Consider the following 20,240-nt stretch of genomic DNA (forward strand, 5'->3'; position numbering starts at 1 on the left):
CTGCGCGATGCATAACGTGGACCGCGCCGTACTGAGAATAAGCTGTGGTAGCGGACTGGCTGCGCTGGTCTGCTACGCCAGCGCGCTGCCGATGCCGCACCTCGGATGCATCATGGCCTGGATTGTGTTGTGCCAGGGGAAACCTTTAGCGCTGAAAAAAGGTCTCGTGATGGGTTCTCTCCTGATAGTCACCATGACGGCTGGCATTCTGATGGTGCCATTACTGACCTATTACGCCCTACCAGGCGTGCTGCTCACGGCGCTGTTGCTGTATCAGCTGATGTTAATGGGCCTTTACGGGAAGACCACGCTGTCGATGCTGCTGGTGGTGGCGATAGCGGTGATTCCCATTGCCGGGCTGATTGAGCAGGCGCTGGCGATAGGACTGGCGCAAATGCTGGGGATCGGTTTTATTATCGGTACGCTGGTCAACGGGCTGGCGGTGGCGTTATTCCCGCCATCGCCGGGCCAGGCGCCCCCGCCCAGGGAGTCGCCGGCGGTCAGCGCTCCCCATCTCAGAGCGCTACGGGCGGTGATCATTGTGCTCCCCGTCTGGCTTCTGGCGCTGAGCCACCCGACGTTCTACATCCCGGCGGTGATGAAAACCGTCACGCTGGCGCAGCAGGCGACGACGCTCACCACGAAAACGTCGGGGAAAGAACTGGTGCTATCGACGCTACTGGGCGCGCTGTTGGCGCTGGGGCTGTGGTTCGGTCTTAGCCTCTGGCCGTCGCTGCTAATGCTGGTTCTCTGGCTGAGTCTGGCCAGTCTGTGGGTGGCCCGGCGACTGGTTCGCCTGGTGGCGGGACGGTTTCCGCCCTCTTTCTGGAGCAATGTCTGGATAACCGCCCTCATTCTGTTCGGGCCGGCGATTCAGGACAGCGATTCCGCAAAAGATGTCTGGACAGCCGCCGCGATGCGCTGCACGTTATATCTCATCATCGCGCTCTATGGCTGGGCCTGCATCGCCCTTCTCGAGCGCTGGCGCCCCCTTGACTCATCCTCAACAGAACTTCACTCAGGAGATTAACATGTTGCTTCCGCTGATTACGGGCATGCCCGTTATCCTGTGTAATATGCTGCTGCAATCTCTGGTGTCCATCTGGTGTATTCGCTTTTATCTCAAGCGTTTCCACCGCAAAGAGGGGCTACTTGCCGGCGTACTGGCGCTGTTTGGCACCATCATCATCATTTTAATGGGTAATTTGCTGCAGATTTTGCTCTGGGGAGTGCTGTTTGTCTGGCTGGGCGAGTTTCCGACGCTGCTGGATGCGGTGTATCACTCCGGGGTTAACTTCGCGACATTGGGGTATGGCGATGTTGTGATGAGCGCCAGATGGAAGCTGCTCGGCCCGCTGGAGGCAGTCAACGGGGCGCTGATGATCGGTCTGTCCGGCGCCTGCATGCTGGCCGTTATGCAACATCATATTCGCAAGCAATTGAAATATATGAAATGAACTCGGTGAGTTTGTTTTTACGAGCGCCGAAACGACGAAAGCCTGAATCATTGCTGATTCAGGCTTTCTGAATAGTGGCGGAACGGACGGGACTCGAACCCGCGACCCCCTGCGTGACAGGCAGGTATTCTAACCGACTGAACTACCGCTCCACTTACTGTTCCCTTGGGAACGAGGCGAATATTACGGATTCCCCGTAACGCCGTCAACGCTTTTTCTTCAGTTTTGAATCGTTTGCTGTAAAAATCACCCGTCAGATGATTTTTACAGCATATCTCAGTGGCTCAGGCGCGCCACAGGCAGCTTCCGCCTTTCTTTTGCACCAGATCGAGTCGGGATTCATGGCTCACGATCTCGTCATCAGTCGCATAAACCACGCGTAACTTGTTGGCGGCGCGAACAACCCGCTGTATTCCCATTTCTCCGGCCTGCTGCTGCCCCTCACCTTCCATTGAAAATGCCATCGTCGTCTGACCACCGGTCATCATCAGATAGACATCGGCCAGAATCTGGGCATCGAGTAATGCCCCGTGCAGCGTACGCTTACTGTTGTCTATTTCATAACGTGAGCACAGCGCATCCAGGCTATTACGCTTACCGGGGAACATTTTCCGCGCCAGCGCGAGGCTATCGGTGACTTTGCAGAAAGTATTCGTTTTCGCAATGCCGCGATTCAGCTTGCTGAATTCATAATCCATAAAGCCGATATCAAACGAGGCATTATGGATGACCAGCTCCGCGCCGCGGATATAGTCTATAAACTCGTCGGCCACATCCGCAAACACCGGTTTATCCATCAGGAATTCATCGGCGATCCCGTGAACGCCAAACGCTTCCGGGTCCACCAGCCGGTCCGGTTTCAGATAAACATGGAAGTTGTTCCCGGTGAGGCGGCGGTTGATCACCTCTACCGCACCGATCTCAATGATCTTATGTCCTTCGTAGTGCGCACCGATCTGATTCATACCGGTGGTTTCAGTATCGAGAACAATCTGTCGTGTAATTGCAGTGCTCATATCAGTCATTTATGTCAGACTTGCCGTTTATCTATCGATTTCAATTACAGGAAGTCTACCAGAGATGCTTAAACAGGTAGAAATTTTCACCGATGGTTCATGCCTGGGAAATCCTGGGCCCGGTGGTTATGGGGCAATCTTACGCTATCGCGGAAAAGAAAAAATCTTTAGTCAGGGCTATCACCTCACCACCAACAACCGGATGGAGATGATGGCGGCAATCGTCGCTCTCGAAGCGCTGAAAGAGCAGTGCGAAGTGATCCTCAGCACCGACAGCCAGTACGTGCGTCAGGGGATCACCCAGTGGATCCATAACTGGAAAAAACGCGGCTGGAAAACCGCTGACAAAAAACCGGTTAAAAATGTCGATCTCTGGCAGCGCCTGGATGCCGCGCTCGGTCAGCATCAAATCAAATGGGAATGGGTCAAAGGCCACGCCGGTCACCCGGAAAATGAACGCTGTGATGAGCTGGCACGCGCTGCCGCCTCCAGCCCGACGCAGAGCGACACCGGCTACCAGCCAGAAAGCTAACTCTGCCCGTTGCGCCACTGCCGCGTGGCGCCAACCGTCTGACGCAGCTGCGTTTTTGCTTTTCCTGATTTCATCGGGTTTAGCGTCAGCGGAACCGTCCGTTTTCGGGCAACAATCAGCTGCAGGCAGCCCAGAGCCGGCAGGTGCGCGCTGAGGAGTTTGCCGCCATGCCTGGACCAGGGCAGTACCTGATAGCGGCCATAATGCAGCACCTCAAAATTCAATAACGCCAGCCAGTCCAGCTGGCGCGTCAACGTAAACATCCGGCTGTTGTAGGGGGTCGTCTTACGTAATACCGGCACCAGCTTACGCAGCCCCATCAGACTGACGGGGTTAAAGCCGGTCAAAATCATCCAGCCGTCATCAATCAATACCCGGTCGGCCTCACGTAGCAAACGATGCGGATCGCTGCACCACGGCAAAGTATGCGCCAGCAGGCAGGCATCAACCGATTTTTCCGCAAAAGGAAGATGCAGCGGATCGGCTTTCACCTGAATCGGGTTGCCCTGCAAAGATACATTCACCTGATGAGAGATAGCACAGGCTTCCGTATTGATTTCCGCGCTCAGATTGCCAATCTTAAGCAAATGAAAGCCATATAATTTAGCCAGCCACGGTTTCATCTGCCGTTCCAGCGATTCGCGATAGTATTCGCCCCAGGGCATACTGGACCAGTGCTCGGGCGCTGTGATTGTCTGAGGTATCCTTGCCGGCTTCATCGCAACCTTCCGCTACGCTTTGAGAGGTAATTAATGAATCTTATCAGCATTCCCGCATTTCAGGACAACTACATCTGGGTTCTTAGTGAGGAGAACGGCCGCTGTCTTATCGTCGATCCCGGCGAAGCGGCGCCGGTACTGGCCGCCATCGAGACCAATCACTGGCAACCCGAAGCCATTTTGCTGACCCACCACCACCACGATCATGTTGGCGGCGTAAAACAACTGCGTGAAAAGTTCCCGGATCTTGTGGTTTACGGACCGGCAGAAACCCAGGATAAAGGCACCACTCACCTGGTGGCCGATGGCGATCGGGTGATGATTTTGGGTCACGAATTTTCTATTTTTTCCACGCCCGGTCACACTTTAGGACACATCTGTTTCTACAGCGAACCTTATCTTTTCTGTGGCGATACAATGTTTTCCGGCGGCTGCGGAAGACTTTTCGAAGGAACGGCGGATCAGATGTATCAATCATTTAGGAAAATAAACGCGCTTCCTGAGGATACTCTGATTTGTTGTGCACATGAGTATACTTTAGCAAATATGAAGTTTGCATTGAGTATCCTGCCTCATGACAGGGATATAAATGATTACTACCATAAAGTTAATGAGTTACGTGCAAAAAAACAAAAAACACTCCCCGTAACTCTGAAAAATGAGCGACGTATAAATATTTTTTTACGCACGGATGACAATGATTTAATTAAAGAAATATCCAAAGAAACAAATTTGCAACACTCTGCGCAGAGATTTGCCTGGTTAAGGTCAAAGAAAGATGACTTCTGATATTTAATTCTTGTCATTCGCCGCCTTCACCGTTATTCTTGCTCGTCTTTTAAGCAACTATTGACACACACATGAAGGCACGAGCGATTTTACTCGCCTCTGTCCTGCTGGTGGGGTGCCAGTCGTCGAAAAACGATGGCAACGTCCAACAGCACGCACAGAGCCTTTCTGCAGCTGGTCAAGGGGAAGCAGGTAAGTTCACAAGTCAAGCGCGCTGGTTAGATGATGGAACCTTCTACGCGCAAGACCAGGATCTGTGGACTTCCATAGGCGACGAGCTAAAGATGGGAATACCGGAAAATCCCCGGATTCGCGAACAAAAACAGAAGTATTTAAGTAATAAGAGCTATCTCCACGATGTAACTTTACGGGCAGAGCCGTATATGTACTGGATAGCCGGGCAAGTTAAGAAACGTAACATGCCAATGGAACTGGTATTACTACCCATAGTGGAGAGCGCTTTTGACCCGCACGCAACGTCTGGCGCCAATGCCGCAGGCATCTGGCAGATCATTCCGAGCACCGGGCGCAATTATGGTTTGAAACAGACCCGCAGCTACGATGCGCGTCGTGACGTCGTCGCCTCTACAACGGCGGCGCTGGATATGATGCAGCGTCTGAACAAGATGTTCGACGGCGACTGGTTGTTAACTGTCGCAGCGTACAACAGCGGCGAAGGTCGGGTGCTGAAGGCAATGAAAGCGAACCGTTCGCGTGGTAAACCCACCGATTTCTGGTCACTTCCATTACCGCGGGAAACCAAGGTGTATGTGCCTAAAATGCTGGCGTTGAGTGATATTCTCAAAAACAGCAAACGTTATGGCGTGAAGCTGCCGACGGCAGACGAAAGCCGTGCGCTGGCGCGTGTTCGCCTCGACAGTCCGGTTGAGATTAGCCAGCTCGCAGATATGGCAGGTATACCCGTCGGCAAGCTGAAAACCTTCAACGCCGGCGTCAAGGGATCAACCCTCGGTGCCAGCGGGCCAAAGTACGTTATGGTGCCACAAAAGCACGCCGCTCAGCTGCGTGAATCACTGGCCTCTGGCGACATTGCAGCCGTGCAACCTACGCTGCTGGCGGACAACACGCCGTTGACCAGCCGTAGCTACAAGGTGCGTTCGGGTGATACGGTTTCCGGGATTGCTTCGCGTCTTGGCGTATCGACGAAAGATCTGCAGCAGTGGAATAACCTGCGCGGGTCTGGGTTGAAAGTGGGCCAAAACCTGGTGATTGGCGCCGGTAGCAGCGCGCAGCGTCTTGCCAACAACAGCGATAGCATCACCTATCGCGTGCGTAAAGGCGATTCGTTGTCGAGCATCGCGAAACGTCACGGCGTGAATACACGTGATGTGATGCGCTGGAATAGCGGCACGGGTGATCTGAAGCCTGGCGACCAGCTGACGCTGTACGTGAAGAACAGCGACAGGCCAGACTCCTGATATATCGACTTAATAGAAAAGGCACCGGAATCCGGTGCCTTTTTGTTTTAACGCGTTTTTTGTTTTAAAGCGCTTTATGCGCTTCAAACATAATCGTATCGCTGGTAAATGAGCCGTCCTGCTGCAAAGCGAAATAGGCTTTGACCTCTGCGGATGCGCTCTCCTGATATAAACGGATGGCCTCCACCAGCGGCGCTGGCGTGCGCATCCGGGCGACCCAGGAGGCAAATTCCAGCGGCAAGCGATCGGTCAACAGCTGATTGACGGCCAGCCCGGCCTCATTCGCTAACGCCAGCCATTCTCCGCTCGAGTAGTTACGCACATGGGACGTATCACGCAGCGCTTCAACGGTTTGCAGCCAGATATCGCGTACGGGATGCCCGGGCGACATCACATCCATAATAATCATCACGCCGCCCGGCTTCAGGACGCGCTTAACCTCACGCAGCGCCTGGCCAACATCATGCCAGTGATGGGCAGAATAGCGGCTTATCACCACATCAAAGCTGGCATCGGCAAACGGCAGCGTTTCAGCATACCCCTGTTGGGTAGCAATATTGGTGAAACCTTTATCTTTTGCGGCTTCAGCAACCACCTCCAGCATCTGGCTCGATAAATCATAAGCCGTGACCTGCGCCACCTGCCCCGCTGCGGTAAAGCTGGCGTGCCCTGCCCCGCATCCCATATCCAGCAACGTTGCCTGTGGGAAATCGGCCAGCCGTTCAGCCAGGCGCTGCAGATCGCGCCCGGAAGCGTGCACGGCGCTGGTCAGGTAGGCGCTAGCCTGTGAGCCGAACTGCTTTTCGACATTGTCATGGTGAGAGCGTGTTGTCATTGTGTTGTCCTTCGGTTGTGTGAGTAATTAAGGGCAGCATCGTGCTGAGCGCAGACCTGCCCGATGGCAGGCCTGACATACCTTAATTAATCAGGCTTGCCGGGACTGAATTCGACTAGTAGCGGGTTGTGGTCAGAGGCGCGCGTCACCAGCACGGAAGCATCGTGTACGCTTAACCCACGATAGAAGACAAAATCAAGCGGGCGACCAAACGCGCGGCGGCGCTGATCGTCAGGGAAGCGGACTTCGCGCAGCGACATTTCTCGCGCAAAGTGATAGAGCGCATTCATTCGTGAACGGCTCCAGGCATTGAAGTCACCGGCCATAATCACCGGTCCACTGTGATGGGCAATTTGATCGCCAATCGGCAGCAGCTGCTTGCTGTAGACATCGACGCCGAGGCTGAAATTTACTGCGTGAATATTCACAACCATCAGTAAACGCGTATCCGGCAGCGGATACACGGTCACTAACGCAGACTTTGCCAGCCGCAGAATCGGCTCACGCTCGCGCAGCGGGCAGCAGTACACCGGATGCGCCGAAGCCAGCGTCATGACACCAGAGGGGTGCTGCGGCAACACCAGAGCCGGAACCTGATCGGCGGCCAGGTAGTTCGTCGTCGCAAATCGCACCATTTCAGGGGTCGTTTGTGCTTCCTGTAACAGCACAAGATGGGCATCTTTACCGAAGTTCTTGAGAACGGACTTCCACTCAGCGCGCTGCTGCTTAAAGATATTCCACACCAGGACGCGGATCTTTTCATCTGTGCTTAATGGCACGCCGGCAGGAAATGCCTGGCCCACGCTTGCGAATGACCCCGGAGGCAAAATTCTCTCCGCGGGCTGTCCGGCAACGTAGCGCATAGCATAAGTGTTCTTTCGCAATTTGGGCATCAAACCTCGATAACAGGAAACCAGCCTGACTGCGGCTGGTTCTTCTGTTATAGGGACTTTCACGGGTACTTTCAATGCAATTCGCGAGAAACCTTTATCCTTCGACGTTCACCGTCTTTGCCGGTCGGTACTTATCAAGACGCCCACTGCGCACTACCAGCAGCAGCGCGGCGAAGACAATGATGGCCCCTATCCACGGCGTCTCGGCCAAACCATAGCGCTCCACCGTTTGCCCACCGATAACGGAACCTAACGCTATGCCAACGTTGAATGCGGCGATATTCAGGCCGGAGGCCACGTCAACCGCACCCGGCGTATACTGCTCGGCTTTTTGCACTACGTAAACCTGCAGCCCCGGCACGTTACCGAAGGCAAAAATCCCCATGACCAGCACCGTTGCCAGCGCAGCATACTGGATACTGGCGGTAAACTGGAACACCAGCAGCAGGACGACCAGGGCGGCAAAGATAAATTTCAGTGCCGCAACGGCCCCATGCTTATCGGCCAGTTTTCCGCCCCAGACGTTGCCAATGGCCACCGAGATACCATAGCCCAACAGAATCCAGCTCACCGTTGATGGACTAAATCCGGCCAGCTCCTGCATCATGGGGGCCAGGAAAGTAAACGCGGTGAAGACCCCGCCATATCCCAATGCGGTGATGGCATAAATCATCAACAGGCGCGGATGGGTGAGGACTTTTATCTGATCGCGCAGGCTTGCGCTGGCGCGGCCTGGGATGTTGTTCGGTACCAAAATCAGACTGCTCACCAGTGCAATGACGCCGAGAATGGAGACGGCGAGAAAGGTTTCTCGCCAGCCAAAATGCTGACCGATAAAGGTCCCGATCGGCACACCGGTCACCAGGGCGACCGTTAAGCCACCAAACATAATGGCGATGGCCGAAGCGGCTTTCTCTTTCGGTACCAGGCTCGTCGCGATAGTTGAGCCAATTGAGAAAAACACACCGTGTGCCAGGCCCGTCAGCAGACGTGCAAAGACCAGCGTCGCATAGCCAGGAGCCTGCCAGGCCAGCAGGTTACCGGCGGTAAAGAGCACCATCAGCGCCAGAAGCAGCTGTTTACGCGGCATACGTCCGGTTAATGCGGTCAGCACCGGCGCCCCGATAGCGACCCCCAGTGCGTAGATAGAAACCAACAGGCCGGCAGAAGGCAACGAGATCGCCAGTTGTTCCGCAATCGTGGGGACCAGCCCCACAATCACAAATTCCGTGGTACCAATAGCAAAGGCACCGATTGTTAAGGCAAGTAGCGCCAGTGGCATAATTTACTCCATATCATCAGGATTAAGATGACACGTAGTATGAAGCGGTGTTTAAATAACAAAAACTATCAAAGTCTCAATAGAATTTTGCTACAGGTGCAATAATGAGAGCCACTTCAGAAGAGATAGCCATCTTTATCGCCGTCGTTGAAAGCGGGAGCTTTAGCCGGGCGGCCGAACAGCTGGGGCAGGCTAACTCCGCCGTTAGTCGGGCGGTAAAGAAGCTGGAATCAAAGCTTGGCGTCAGCCTGCTGAACCGCACAACCCGTCAGCTCAACCTGACTGAAGAGGGAGAGCGCTATTTTCGTCGCATGCAGATTGTTCTGCAGGAGATGGCGGCGGCGGAGAATGAGCTTCTGGAGACCCGGACGACGCCGAGGGGATTGCTACGCGTTGATGCCGCTACGCCGGTGATGTTGCATTTCCTGATGCCGCTGGTGAAACCTTTCCGCGAGCGTTATCCGGAAATGACCCTGTCGCTAGTGTCATCAGAAACTTTTATCAATCTGATTGAGCGTAAGGTCGACGTCGCGATCCGCGCCGGCACGTTAACAGATTCCAGCCTTCGCGCCCGGCCGCTTTTTAACAGCTACCGCAAAATTATCGCCTCCCCGGACTATCTGGCTCGCCACGGTACGCCGAAAAATGTCGCTGACCTGAAAGATCACCTGTGCCTGGGCTTTACCGAGCCGGTCTCGTTGAATACCTGGCCTGTCTCCTGCTGCGATGGCCAACTGCTGGAAGTGAATTGTGAGATCTCGTCGAACAGCGGGGAAACCCTTAAGCAGCTATGTCTGGCGGGGAATGGTATTGCCTGTCTGTCCGATTATATGGTCAACCAGGAAATTGTGCGCGGGGAGTTTGTTGAACTGCTGGCCGAGAAACGCCTGCCGGTTGAAATGCCGTTCAGCGCGGTTTACTACAGTGACAGAGCCGTTAGCACGCGCATCCGGGCATTTATCGACTTTCTTAGCGAGCACGTAAAACAGCTCCCGCAGGAGCTGTGATACGCGCGTTCCCGACCGCTCTTTTCGCGCACTCGGCCAGGCACTGTACTGATTCAGACGATCAATCCCACTCAGGCGCCAGGCCTTCCGGGCTCACCAGACGATCGTTGCAATCCAGCGCGGCGATCGCTTTGCGATCCTCCTCATCCAGCTGAAGATCCTGAGCTTTCAGGTTGCTCGCCAGGTTTTCACGCTTCGTTGAAGAAGGAATCACCGCGTAGCCTTCCCCCAAAGCCCAGGCCAGAATCACCTGTGCCGGCGTCGCATTGTGTTTCGCCGCAATGCCCGCAATCACTTCATCTTGCAGCGCCTTACCATAAGCCAGCGTCATGTAAGAGGTGATATGGATACCGTGTTCCGCAGCCCACTCCACCACTTTACGGTTTTGCAGGTACGGAGAGAGCTCAATCTGATTGGTCGCAATATTTTCTGCACCGACGGCGGCAATCGCACGTTCCATTAGCGGGATGGTGAAGTTAGAGATACCAATCTGGCGGGTCAGCCCCTGCTTTTTCGCTTCCAGCAGCGCCGGCATAAATGCTTCGACGGCAACGGTATCGTTCGGCGACGGCCAGTGGATCAGCGTCAGATCGACATAATCTGTACGCAGCTTCTGCAGGCTCTCTTCAAGACTGGCGATAAGCTTTTCCGGGCTCAGGTTTTCAATCCATATTTTGGTGGTGATAAACAGCTCATCACGCGCCACGCCGCTTTCGGCGATAGCCTGGCCAACGGCCGCTTCATTATCATAGATCTGGGCGGTATCTATCGTACGGTAGCCCAGTTCCAGCGCCGTTTTCACTGATGCGATGACAACGTCATCTTTCAGGCGGAAGGTTCCAAGACCAAATGCAGGGATTGCCATAAAATTCCTCTTTTTTTACTTAGTGTTAACTCATTGAGAATGATTATGACTGAGGCGATAGAGGGGAAAAAGATCGATAAATGCAGAGGATTTTTGCTGAAACAGCAACAATAGTACGACGGAAAAAGAAAAAGCCCTGAGCAAATGCTCAGGGCTTTTAATAAGTGGCGGAACGGACGGGACTCGAACCCGCGACCCCCTGCGTGACAGGCAGGTATTCTAACCGACTGAACTACCGCTCCACCGAATTTTTCTACAACTACTGATTTTTACATCAGTTTACTGCGTAATTTGATGCCTGGCAGTTTATGAATCACTCTGTGATTCACCCTTCGGGCCGTTGCTTCGCAACGTTCAAAAGCGTTCGCTTTTGTCCTACTCTCTTTCGAGTAGTGAACTGCCTCAAAGGTCAGTGCCATACTTCTAATTTGATGCCTGGCAGTTCCCTACTCTCACATGGGGAGACCCCACACTACCATCGGCGCTACGGCGTTTCACTTCTGAGTTCGGCATGGGGTCAGGTGGGACCACCGCGCTATCGCCGCCAGGCAAATTCTGTTTTCACCCCGCATTCCTGCGCGATGATTTAATCTGTAATCAAGCTGAACATTTCGTCTCTTCGCCAAAACAGCTTCGGCGTTGTAAGGTTAAGCCTCACGGTTCATTAGTATCGGTTAGCTCAACGTATCGCTACGCTTACACACCCGACCTATCAACGTCGTCGTCTTCAACGTTCCTTCAGGACTCTCAAGGAGTCAGGGAGAACTCATCTCGGGGCAAGTTTCGTGCTTAGATGCTTTCAGCACTTATCTTTTCCGCATTTAGCTACCGGGCAATGCCATTGGCATGACAACCCGAACACCAGTGATGCGTCCACTCCGGTCCTCTCGTACTAGGAGCAGCCCCCTCAATTCTCCAGCGCCCACGGCAGATAGGGACCGAACTGTCTCACGACGTTCTAAACCCAGCTCGCGTACCACTTTAAATGGCGAACAGCCATACCCTTGGGACCTACTTCAGCCCCAGGATGTGATGAGCCGACATCGAGGTGCCAAACACCGCCGTCGATATGAACTCTTGGGCGGTATCAGCCTGTTATCCCCGGAGTACCTTTTATCCGTTGAGCGATGGCCCTTCCATTCAGAACCACCGGATCACTATGACCTGCTTTCGCACCTGCTCGCGCCGTCACGCTCGCAGTCAAGCTAGCTTATGCCATTGCACTAACCTCCTGATGTCCGACCAGGATTAGCTAACCTTCGTGCTCCTCCGTTACTCTTTGGGAGGAGACCGCCCCAGTCAAACTACCCACCAGACACTGTCCGCAACCCGGATCACGGGTCTACGTTAGAACATCAAACATTAAAGGGTGGTATTTCAAGGTTGGCTCCACGCAGACTGGCGTCCACGCTTCAAAGCCTCCCACCTATCCTACACATCAAGGCTCAATGTTCAGTGTCAAGCTATAGTAAAGGTTCACGGGGTCTTTCCGTCTTGCCGCGGGTACACTGCATCTTCACAGCGAGTTCAATTTCACTGAGTCTCGGGTGGAGACAGCCTGGCCATCATTACGCCATTCGTGCAGGTCGGAACTTACCCGACAAGGAATTTCGCTACCTTAGGACCGTTATAGTTACGGCCGCCGTTTACCGGGGCTTCGATCAAGAGCTTCTCCTTACGGATAACCCCATCAATTAACCTTCCGGCACCGGGCAGGCGTCACACCGTATACGTCCACTTTCGTGTTTGCACAGTGCTGTGTTTTTAATAAACAGTTGCAGCCAGCTGGTATCTTCGACTGATTTCAGCTCCACGAGCAAGTCGCTTCACCTACCATCAGCGTGCCTTCTCCCGAAGTTACGGCACCATTTTGCCTAGTTCCTTCACCCGAGTTCTCTCAAGCGCCTTGGTATTCTCTACCTGACCACCTGTGTCGGTTTGGGGTACGATTCGTTGTTACCTGATGCTTAGAGGCTTTTCCTGGAAGCAGGGCATTTGTTACTTCAGCACCGTAGTGCCTCGTCATCACACCTCAGCGTTAAAAGAAGTCCGGATTTACCTAAACTTCCCGCCTACATGCTTAAACCGGGACAACCGTCGCCCGGCTAACATAGCCTTCTCCGTCCCCCTTCGCAGTAACACTGAGTACAGGAATATTAACCTGTTTCCCATCGACTACGCCTTTCGGCCTCGCCTTAGGGGTCGACTCACCCTGCCCCGATTAACGTTGGACAGGAACCCTTGGTCTTCCGGCGAGCGGGCTTTTCACCCGCTTTATCGTTACTTATGTCAGCATTCGCACTTCTGATACCTCCAGCAACCCTCACAGGCCACCTTCAACGGCTTACAGAACGCTCCCCTACCCAACAACACATAGTGTCGCTGCCGCAGCTTCGGTGCATGGTTTAGCCCCGTTACATCTTCCGCGCAGGCCGACTCGACCAGTGAGCTATTACGCTTTCTTTAAATGATGGCTGCTTCTAAGCCAACATCCTGGCTGTCTGTGCCTTCCCACATCGTTTCCCACTTAACCATGACTTTGGGACCTTAGCTGGCGGTCTGGGTTGTTTCCCTCTTCACGACGGACGTTAGCACCCGCCGTGTGTCTCCCGTGATAACATTCTTCGGTATTCGTAGTTTGCATCGGGTTGGTAAGTCGGGATGACCCCCTAGCCGAAACAGTGCTCTACCCCCGAAGATGAGTTCACGAGGCGCTACCTAAATAGCTTTCGGGGAGAACCAGCTATCTCCCGGTTTGATTGGCCTTTCACCCCCAGCCACAAGTCATCCGCTAATTTTTCAACATTAGTCGGTTCGGTCCTCCAGTTAGTGTTACCCAACCTTCAACCTGCCCATGGCTAGATCACCGGGTTTCGGGTCTATACCCTGCAACTTAACGCCCAGTTAAGACTCGGTTTCCCTGCGGCTCCCCTATACGGTTAACCTTGCTACAGAATATAAGTCGCTGACCCATTATACAAAAGGTACGCAGTCACCTAACAAGTAGGCTCCCACTGCTTGTACGTACACGGTTTCAGGTTCTTTTTCACTCCCCTCGCCGGGGTTCTTTTCGCCTTTCCCTCACGGTACTGGTTCACTATCGGTCAGTCAGGAGTATTTAGCCTTGGAGGATGGTCCCCCCATATTCAGACAGGATACCACGTGTCCCGCCCTACTCTTCGAGTTCACAACGTGTGCATTTTAGTGTACGGGGCTATCACCCTGTACCGCCGGACTTTCCAGACCGTTCCACTAACACACGCGCTGATTCAGACTCTGGGCTCCTCCCCGTTCGCTCGCCGCTACTGGGGGAATCTCGGTTGATTTCTTTTCCTCGGGGTACTTAGATGTTTCAGTTCCCCGGTTCGCTTCGTTAAGCTATGTATTCACTTAACGATAGTGTGACGAATCACACTGGGTTTCCCCATTCGGAAATCGCCGGTTATAACGGTTCATATCACCTTACCGACGCTTATCGCAGATTAGCACGTCCTTCATCGCCTCTGACTGCCAGGGCATCCACCGTGTACGCTTAGTCGCTTAACCTCACAACCCGAAACTGTTTCGTAAAACAGTCCGCGTTGCGAAAATTTGAGAGACTCGAACACACCGATTTTCCTTTCTTATTACGGAGAAAGGAAACAGTGTGTCGTTTCAATTTTCAGCTTGATCCAGATTTTTAAAGAGCAAAACTTCGCAGCATACCTTTTCAGGTACACTCTGAAGTTTTCTTGTTGTTCAGCAGTAAAGGATGGTGGAGCTATGCGGGATCGAACCGCAGACCTCCTGCGTGCAAGGCAGGCGCTCTCCCAGCTGAGCTATAGCCCCATCGTAATGCTAAATCTCTTGTACCGGTAATTCAGACTGAGACAAGGCGTGGAAGGACGAAGCATACTGAAGTATGCGAGTCGTTTCACAACGCAGTATTCAGGATGAATTTGGTAGGCCTGAGTGGACTTGAACCACCGACCTCACCCTTATCAGGGGTGCGCTCTAACCACCTGAGCTACAAGCCTGCAGAGATTTTTTACTGCTTATTTTTCATCAGACAATCTGTGTGAGCACTACAAAGGCAGGTTCTTTCAGGTAAGGAGGTGATCCAACCGCAGGTTCCCCTACGGTTACCTTGTTACGACTTCACCCCAGTCATGAATCACAAAGTGGTAAGCGCCCTCCCGAAGGTTAAGCTACCTACTTCTTTTGCAACCCACTCCCATGGTGTGACGGGCGGTGTGTACAAGGCCCGGGAACGTATTCACCGTAGCATTCTGATCTACGATTACTAGCGATTCCGACTTCATGGAGTCGAGTTGCAGACTCCAATCCGGACTACGACATACTTTATGAGGTCCGCTTGCTCTCGCGAGGTCGCTTCTCTTTGTATATGCCATTGTAGCACGTGTGTAGCCCTACTCGTAAGGGCCATGATGACTTGACGTCATCCCCACCTTCCTCCAGTTTATCACTGGCAGTCTCCTTTGAGTTCCCGGCCGAACCGCTGGCAACAAAGGATAAGGGTTGCGCTCGTTGCGGGACTTAACCCAACATTTCACAACACGAGCTGACGACAGCCATGCAGCACCTGTCTCAGAGTTCCCGAAGGCACCAAAGCATCTCTGCTAAGTTCTCTGGATGTCAAGAGTAGGTAAGGTTCTTCGCGTTGCATCGAATTAAACCACATGCTCCACCGCTTGTGCGGGCCCCCGTCAATTCATTTGAGTTTTAACCTTGCGGCCGTACTCCCCAGGCGGTCGACTTAACGCGTTAGCTCCGGAAGCCACTCCTCAAGGGAACAACCTCCAAGTCGACATCGTTTACAGCGTGGACTACCAGGGTATCTAATCCTGTTTGCTCCCCACGCTTTCGCACCTGAGCGTCAGTCTTTGTCCAGGGGGCCGCCTTCGCCACCGGTATTCCTCCAGATCTCTACGCATTTCACCGCTACACCTGGAATTCTACCCCCTCTACAAGACTCAAGCCTGCCAGTTTCAAATGCAGTTCCCAGGTTGAGCCCGGGGATTTCACATCTGACTTAACAGACCGCCTGCGTGCGCTTTACGCCCAGTAATTCCGATTAACGCTTGCACCCTCCGTATTACCGCGGCTGCTGGCACGGAGTTAGCCGGTGCTTCTTCTGCGAGTAACGTCAATCGCTAAGGTTATTAACCTTAACGCCTTCCTCCTCGCTGAAAGTACTTTACAACCCGAAGGCCTTCTTCATACACGCGGCATGGCTGCATCAGGCTTGCGCCCATTGTGCAATATTCCCCACTGCTGCCTCCCGTAGGAGTCTGGACCGTGTCTCAGTTCCAGTGTGGCTGGTCATCCTCTCAGACCAGCTAGGGATCGTCGCCTAGGTGAGCCATTACCCCACCTACTAGCTAATCCCATCTGGGCACATCTGATGGCATGAGGCCCGAAGGTCCCCCACTTTGGTCTTGCGACGTTATGCGGTATTAGCTACCGTTTCCAGTAGTTATCCCCCTCCATCAGGCAGTTTCCCAGACATTACTCACCCGTCCGCCGCTCGTCACCCGAGAGCAAGCTCTCTGTGCTACCGCTCGACTTGCATGTGTTAGGCCTGCCGCCAGCGTTCAATCTGAGCCATGATCAAACTCTTCAATTTAAGTTTGATGCTCGTGAATTAAACTTCGTAATGAATTACGTGTTCACTCAGAGACTTGGTATTCATTTTTCGTCCGAGGACGTTAAGAATCCATGTCACTTTGAGTGCCCACACAGATTGTCTGATAAATTGTTAAAGAGCAGTGCGACGGCGCTGAGCGCTCTGTCGCGAGGTGGCGTATATTACGCTTTCCTCTTTCAGAGTCAACCTCATTTTTCAGAAGTTTTCTCTTTCAACCCGGCGGCTTGTTTGCCGTTGTTCCGTGTCGATGGAGGCGCATTATAGGGAGCCGAACGGGAATGACAAGCGGAAAAATACATTTTTATTTCAACCGCTCATCTTTTGTACTTAACGCCTATTTTTGCTGCTTTTTGATGGCTTCCGGCAGGTCTGCCAGGCTATTCAGCACCCAGTCTGCGGCATTTTCCGCTTCCGGCGTGACCGGCTTACCGGTACGAACCAGGACTTTAGTCCCAATAGATGCGGCGGCGGCGGCCTGCATATCTTCCACTTTATCGCCGACCATATAAGAAGCAGCCATATCTATATGAAGATAGTCGCGCGCCGAGATCAGCATCCCCGGGTGCGGCTTACGGCAATCACAGGTCTGACGGAACTCTTCAACCGTCCCCTGCGGGTGGTGCGGGCAGTAATAGATACCGTCCAGGTCGATACCGCGATCGGCCAGAGACCAGTCCATCCATTCGGTCAGCGTTTCAAACTGCGCTTCCGTGAACTTACCGCGCGCGATGCCGGACTGATTGGTGACCACCACCAGGGCGAATCCCATCTCCTTTAACTGACGCATCGCGTCAATGACGCCATCGATAAATTCAAAGTTGTCGATTTCGTGGACATAGCCATGATCGACATTAATCGTGCCGTCACGGTCGAGAAAAATTGCGGGTACTGACTTTGCCACCGGTTTGCTCCTGATAAAGGCTAGTCTGATTAGTATCGCATGTTTCTGCAGGCAAGAAAGTGCTCATTATACAGAGGCTGATTGATTTAGACGTCTGGATGCCTTAACATCCATTTCATTGACAGGCATCGCCTGGACACGGCAGAAGAAAATGCCACGGCAAACGGCTAAACGATAATAAATAACTGATGATTAAACTTTCGAATATCACCAAAGTGTTCCTGCAGGGGAATCGCACCATACAGGCTCTGGACAATGTCAGCCTGCATGTCCCTGCCGGACAAATTTATGGCGTGATCGGTGCATCCGGCGCCGGTAAAAGCACGCTGATTCGCTGCGTTAACCTACTGGAACGTCCGACCGAAGGCAGTGTCCTGGTTGACGGTCAGGAGTTGACCGCGCTGTCTGAAAAAGAGCTGACCCGCGCACGTCGCCAGATTGGCATGATTTTCCAGCACTTTAACCTGCTGGCCTCGCGCACCGTCTTCGGCAACGTAGCGCTCCCTCTGGAGCTGGATAATACCCCACAGGCGGAAATTAAGCGCCGCGTGACCGAACTGCTGGATCTGGTCGGTCTTGCCGATAAACATGACAGTTACCCGGCAAACCTCTCCGGCGGTCAGAAACAGCGTGTGGCTATTGCTCGCGCGCTGGCAAGCAACCCGAAGGTACTGCTGTGTGACGAAGCCACCAGCGCCCTGGACCCGGCAACCACGCGCTCCATTCTGGAACTGCTGAAAGATATCAACCGTCGCCTGGGCCTGACGATTCTGCTGATTACCCACGAGATGGATGTCGTCAAACGCATCTGTGATTGCGTCGCGGTTATCAGCAATGGCCAGCTGATCGAACAGGATACGGTGAGTGAAGTCTTCTCTCATCCGAAAACTCCGCTGGCCCAACAGTTTATTCAATCCACGCTGCATCTGGATATTCCGGAAGACTACCAGGCTCGCCTGAAGCCGACCGCGCTACCCGATAGCGTTCCTATGCTGCGCATGGAGTTCACCGGCCATTCCGTCGACGCTCCGCTGCTCTCTGAAACCGCCCGCCGCTTTAATGTGAATAACAACATTATTAGCGCGCAGATGGATTACGCCGGCGGCGTGAAGTTCGGCATTATGCTGACCGAGATGCACGGCACGCAGGAAGATACCCAGGCGGCCATCGCCTGGTTGCAGGAACACCATGTAAAAGTAGAGGTACTGGGATATGTCTGAGGCAATGATTTGGCTGCTGTTGCGCGGCGTGTGGGAAACGCTGGCCATGACGTTCGTCTCCGGCTTTTTCGGTTTCGTCATCGGCCTGCCGGTGGGGGTGCTGCTGTACGTCACCCGCCCGGGACAGATTGTTGCCAACGCAAAACTGTACCGGACGCTGTCCGCGCTGGTTAACATTTTCCGTTCCATCCCTTTCATTATCCTGCTGGTGTGGATGATTCCGTTTACTCGCGTGATTGTCGGTACGTCCATTGGGCTGCAGGCCGCCATTGTGCCGCTGACGGTTGGCGCGGCGCCGTTTATCGCCCGTATGGTGGAAAATGCGCTGCTGGAAATTCCGACCGGGCTTATCGAGGCATCCCGTGCGATGGGCGCCACGCCGATGCAGATCGTGCGTAAGGTGCTGCTGCCTGAAGCACTGCCGGGTCTGGTAAACGCTGCAACCATCACCCTCATTACGCTGGTCGGCTACTCCGCGATGGGCGGGGCGGTGGGTGCCGGCGGTCTGGGGCAGATTGGCTATCAGTACGGCTATATCGGCTACAACGCGACGGTAATGAATACCGTGCTGGTATTACTGGTTATTCTGGTTTATTTAATCCAATTCTCTGGCGATCGTATCGTCCGGGCTGTAACTCACAAATAACATTATCTACACCTCCTCATTCGGGTCGTCTCCGTGCGGCCCAATGACTCGTGTACACACAGACTCTGACAGAAAGGAAATAACATGGCCTTTAATTTCAAAACCTTTGCGGCAGTCGGCGCATTAATCGGTTCTCTGGCTCTGGTGGGTTGTGGCCAGGATGAAAAAGATCCGAACCATATTAAAGTCGGCGTCATCGTTGGTGCCGAGCAGCAGGTTGCCGAAGTGGCACAAAAAGTGGCGAAAGAGAAATACGGTCTCGACGTTGAGCTGGTGACCTTCAACGATTACGTTCTGCCGAACGAAGCATTGAGCAAAGGCGATATCGACGTTAACGCCTTCCAGCATAAACCGTACCTCGATCAGCAAATTAAAGACCGTGGCTACAAACTGGTTGCCGTGGGCAACTCCTTTGTCTATCCGATTGCCGGTTATTCCAAAAAAATCAAATCACTGGATGAGCTGCAGCCGGGCTCCCAGATTGCCATTCCTAACGATCCGACCAACCTCGGTCGTTCCCTGCTGCTGCTGCAACAGGTGGGCCTGATCAAACTGAAAGAAGGCGTTGGTCTGCTGCCGACTTCCCTGGATATCATTGAAAACCCGAAAAACCTGAAGATTGTTGAGCTGGAAGCACCGCAGCTGCCGCGCTCCCTCGACGATGCACAGATTGCGCTGGCGGTTATCAACACCACCTACGCCAGCCAGATCGGCCTGACCCCGGCCAAAGATGGTATTTTCGTAGAAGGTAAGGATTCTCCGTACGTGAACCTGATTGTTGCTCGCGAAGACAACAAAGATGCGGAAAATGTTAAGAAATTTGTTCAGGCTTACCAGAGCGATGAAGTTTACGAAGCCGCTAACAAAATCTTTAACGGCGGTGCAGTGAAAGGCTGGTAATCTCTTTTCACCGTAATATCATTCAGGACGGGCTTTATGCCCGTCTTGTCATTTATGCAAGCACCTGATTCAATAGCGCCCTGTTTGATCAT

16 protein-coding genes, 4 tRNA genes and 3 rRNA genes are annotated in these 20,240 nt (G+C 53.4%); 9 read left to right on the forward strand and 14 right to left on the reverse strand.

Annotated elements, in window-relative coordinates; translation table 11 throughout:
- The first annotated feature begins 7 nt into the window (after positions 1-7).
- Both OQV00_RS21455 and OQV00_RS21460 read left to right on the forward strand, forming a co-directional pair.
- Entirely contained in the window at positions 8-1,030 is a 1,023-nt protein-coding gene (locus tag OQV00_RS21455) for a hypothetical protein (protein ID WP_266279405.1), read from the forward strand.
- 1 nt (position 1,031) lies between these two features.
- Positions 1,032-1,457 (forward strand): ion channel, encoded by a 426-nt coding sequence (locus OQV00_RS21460; RefSeq protein WP_032716707.1) that lies wholly within the window; start codon positions 1,032-1,034, stop codon positions 1,455-1,457.
- 75 nt (positions 1,458-1,532) lie between these two features.
- Here the strand turns inward: OQV00_RS21460 and OQV00_RS21465 are convergent.
- Together OQV00_RS21465 and dnaQ are read right to left on the reverse strand one after the other, a co-directional pair.
- Positions 1,533-1,609: transfer RNA gene (locus OQV00_RS21465), tRNA-Asp, on the reverse strand.
- 132 nt (positions 1,610-1,741) lie between these two features.
- Positions 1,742-2,473, reverse strand: a complete 732-nt coding sequence (dnaQ, locus tag OQV00_RS21470; protein ID WP_032716706.1) for a DNA polymerase III subunit epsilon — start codon at positions 2,471-2,473, stop codon at positions 1,742-1,744.
- Here dnaQ and rnhA point away from each other — a divergent pair.
- Positions 2,427-3,005 carry a ribonuclease HI gene (gene rnhA / locus OQV00_RS21475; protein WP_160873233.1) on the forward strand — a complete coding sequence of 193 codons (579 nt, stop codon included), beginning with the start codon at positions 2,427-2,429 and terminating at the stop codon, positions 3,003-3,005. The genes dnaQ and rnhA overlap by 47 nt on opposite strands.
- On the opposite strand, the gene OQV00_RS21480 is transcribed toward rnhA, so the two are convergent.
- Positions 3,002-3,724: a class I SAM-dependent methyltransferase gene (locus tag OQV00_RS21480; protein ID WP_004858196.1), complete on the reverse strand. Its 723-nt coding sequence runs from the start codon at positions 3,722-3,724 to the stop codon at positions 3,002-3,004. The genes rnhA and OQV00_RS21480 overlap by 4 nt on opposite strands.
- A gap of 33 nt (positions 3,725-3,757) precedes the next feature.
- Here OQV00_RS21480 and gloB point away from each other — a divergent pair, with 33 nt between their 5' ends.
- Together gloB and mltD are read left to right on the forward strand one after the other, a co-directional pair.
- Complete coding sequence (gene gloB / locus OQV00_RS21485; RefSeq protein ID WP_004858194.1) at positions 3,758-4,513, forward strand: hydroxyacylglutathione hydrolase; 756 nt, start codon at positions 3,758-3,760, stop codon at positions 4,511-4,513.
- Positions 4,514-4,584: 71 nt separating this feature from the next.
- On the forward strand, positions 4,585-5,952 hold the full coding sequence (gene mltD / locus OQV00_RS21490) for a murein transglycosylase D (RefSeq protein WP_004858192.1): 1,368 nt from the start codon (positions 4,585-4,587) through the stop codon (positions 5,950-5,952).
- A 64-nt stretch (positions 5,953-6,016) separates the two neighbouring features.
- Here the strand turns inward: mltD and OQV00_RS21495 are convergent, their stop codons facing one another.
- The 3 genes from OQV00_RS21495 to OQV00_RS21505 all read right to left on the reverse strand — a co-directional run bounded on the left by OQV00_RS21495 (position 6,017) and on the right by OQV00_RS21505 (position 8,962).
- On the reverse strand, positions 6,017-6,787 hold the full coding sequence (locus tag OQV00_RS21495) for a class I SAM-dependent methyltransferase (RefSeq protein WP_004858189.1): 771 nt from the start codon (positions 6,785-6,787) through the stop codon (positions 6,017-6,019).
- An 86-nt stretch (positions 6,788-6,873) separates the two neighbouring features.
- On the reverse strand, positions 6,874-7,671 hold the full coding sequence (locus tag OQV00_RS21500; RefSeq protein WP_015585098.1) for an endonuclease/exonuclease/phosphatase family protein: 798 nt from the start codon (positions 7,669-7,671) through the stop codon (positions 6,874-6,876).
- Positions 7,672-7,774: 103 nt separating this feature from the next.
- Positions 7,775-8,962 (reverse strand): MFS transporter, encoded by a 1,188-nt coding sequence (locus tag OQV00_RS21505; RefSeq protein WP_004858184.1) that lies wholly within the window; start codon positions 8,960-8,962, stop codon positions 7,775-7,777.
- Positions 8,963-9,066: 104 nt separating this feature from the next.
- Between OQV00_RS21505 and yafC the strand changes: the two genes are divergently transcribed.
- Complete coding sequence (gene yafC, locus OQV00_RS21510; protein ID WP_004858181.1) at positions 9,067-9,969, forward strand: DNA-binding transcriptional regulator YafC; 903 nt, start codon at positions 9,067-9,069, stop codon at positions 9,967-9,969.
- Positions 9,970-10,030: 61 nt separating this feature from the next.
- Here the strand turns inward: yafC and dkgB are convergent, their stop codons facing one another.
- The 8 genes from dkgB to gmhB all read right to left on the reverse strand — a co-directional run bounded on the left by dkgB (position 10,031) and on the right by gmhB (position 17,382).
- Positions 10,031-10,834 (reverse strand): 2,5-didehydrogluconate reductase DkgB, encoded by an 804-nt coding sequence (gene dkgB / locus OQV00_RS21515; RefSeq protein ID WP_004858179.1) that lies wholly within the window; start codon positions 10,832-10,834, stop codon positions 10,031-10,033.
- Between the two features lie 165 nt (positions 10,835-10,999).
- Positions 11,000-11,076 (reverse strand) — tRNA-Asp (locus OQV00_RS21520).
- Positions 11,077-11,267: 191 nt separating this feature from the next.
- Positions 11,268-11,383: ribosomal RNA gene (gene rrf, locus OQV00_RS21525) — 5S ribosomal RNA — on the reverse strand.
- A 94-nt stretch (positions 11,384-11,477) separates the two neighbouring features.
- Positions 11,478-14,380: ribosomal RNA gene (locus OQV00_RS21530) — 23S ribosomal RNA — on the reverse strand.
- Between the two features lie 206 nt (positions 14,381-14,586).
- Positions 14,587-14,662, reverse strand: a tRNA-Ala gene (locus OQV00_RS21535).
- A 111-nt stretch (positions 14,663-14,773) separates the two neighbouring features.
- Positions 14,774-14,850: transfer RNA gene (locus OQV00_RS21540), tRNA-Ile, on the reverse strand.
- Between the two features lie 71 nt (positions 14,851-14,921).
- Positions 14,922-16,460 (reverse strand): 16S ribosomal RNA (locus tag OQV00_RS21545).
- Together the 16S, 23S and 5S rRNA genes with 3 tRNA genes alongside form the textbook arrangement of a ribosomal RNA operon.
- A gap of 355 nt (positions 16,461-16,815) precedes the next feature.
- The gene (gene gmhB, locus OQV00_RS21550) at positions 16,816-17,382 is read right to left on the reverse strand and encodes a D-glycero-beta-D-manno-heptose 1,7-bisphosphate 7-phosphatase (RefSeq protein WP_004858176.1); all 567 of its coding nucleotides are present in this window, start codon (positions 17,380-17,382) and stop codon (positions 16,816-16,818) included.
- 188 nt (positions 17,383-17,570) lie between these two features.
- On the opposite strand from gmhB, the gene metN reads away from it, so the two are divergent.
- From metN to OQV00_RS21565, 3 genes are all read left to right on the forward strand, one after another.
- A complete protein-coding gene (metN, locus tag OQV00_RS21555; protein WP_004858173.1) occupies positions 17,571-18,602 on the forward strand; it encodes a methionine ABC transporter ATP-binding protein MetN in 1,032 nt (343 codons plus the stop codon).
- A complete protein-coding gene (locus OQV00_RS21560) occupies positions 18,595-19,248 on the forward strand; it encodes a methionine ABC transporter permease MetI (protein WP_004858171.1) in 654 nt (217 codons plus the stop codon). The genes metN and OQV00_RS21560 overlap by 8 nt, the downstream gene beginning before the upstream one ends.
- Before the next feature lie 84 nt (positions 19,249-19,332).
- On the forward strand, positions 19,333-20,148 hold the full coding sequence (locus tag OQV00_RS21565) for a MetQ/NlpA family lipoprotein (protein WP_004858169.1): 816 nt from the start codon (positions 19,333-19,335) through the stop codon (positions 20,146-20,148).
- The last annotated feature ends 92 nt before the right edge of the window (positions 20,149-20,240 follow it).

Origin of the sequence: Klebsiella sp. DY2415, from assembly GCF_026314315.1 — a bacterium.
In the GTDB taxonomy this organism is placed as follows: domain Bacteria; phylum Pseudomonadota; class Gammaproteobacteria; order Enterobacterales; family Enterobacteriaceae; genus Klebsiella; species Klebsiella ornithinolytica.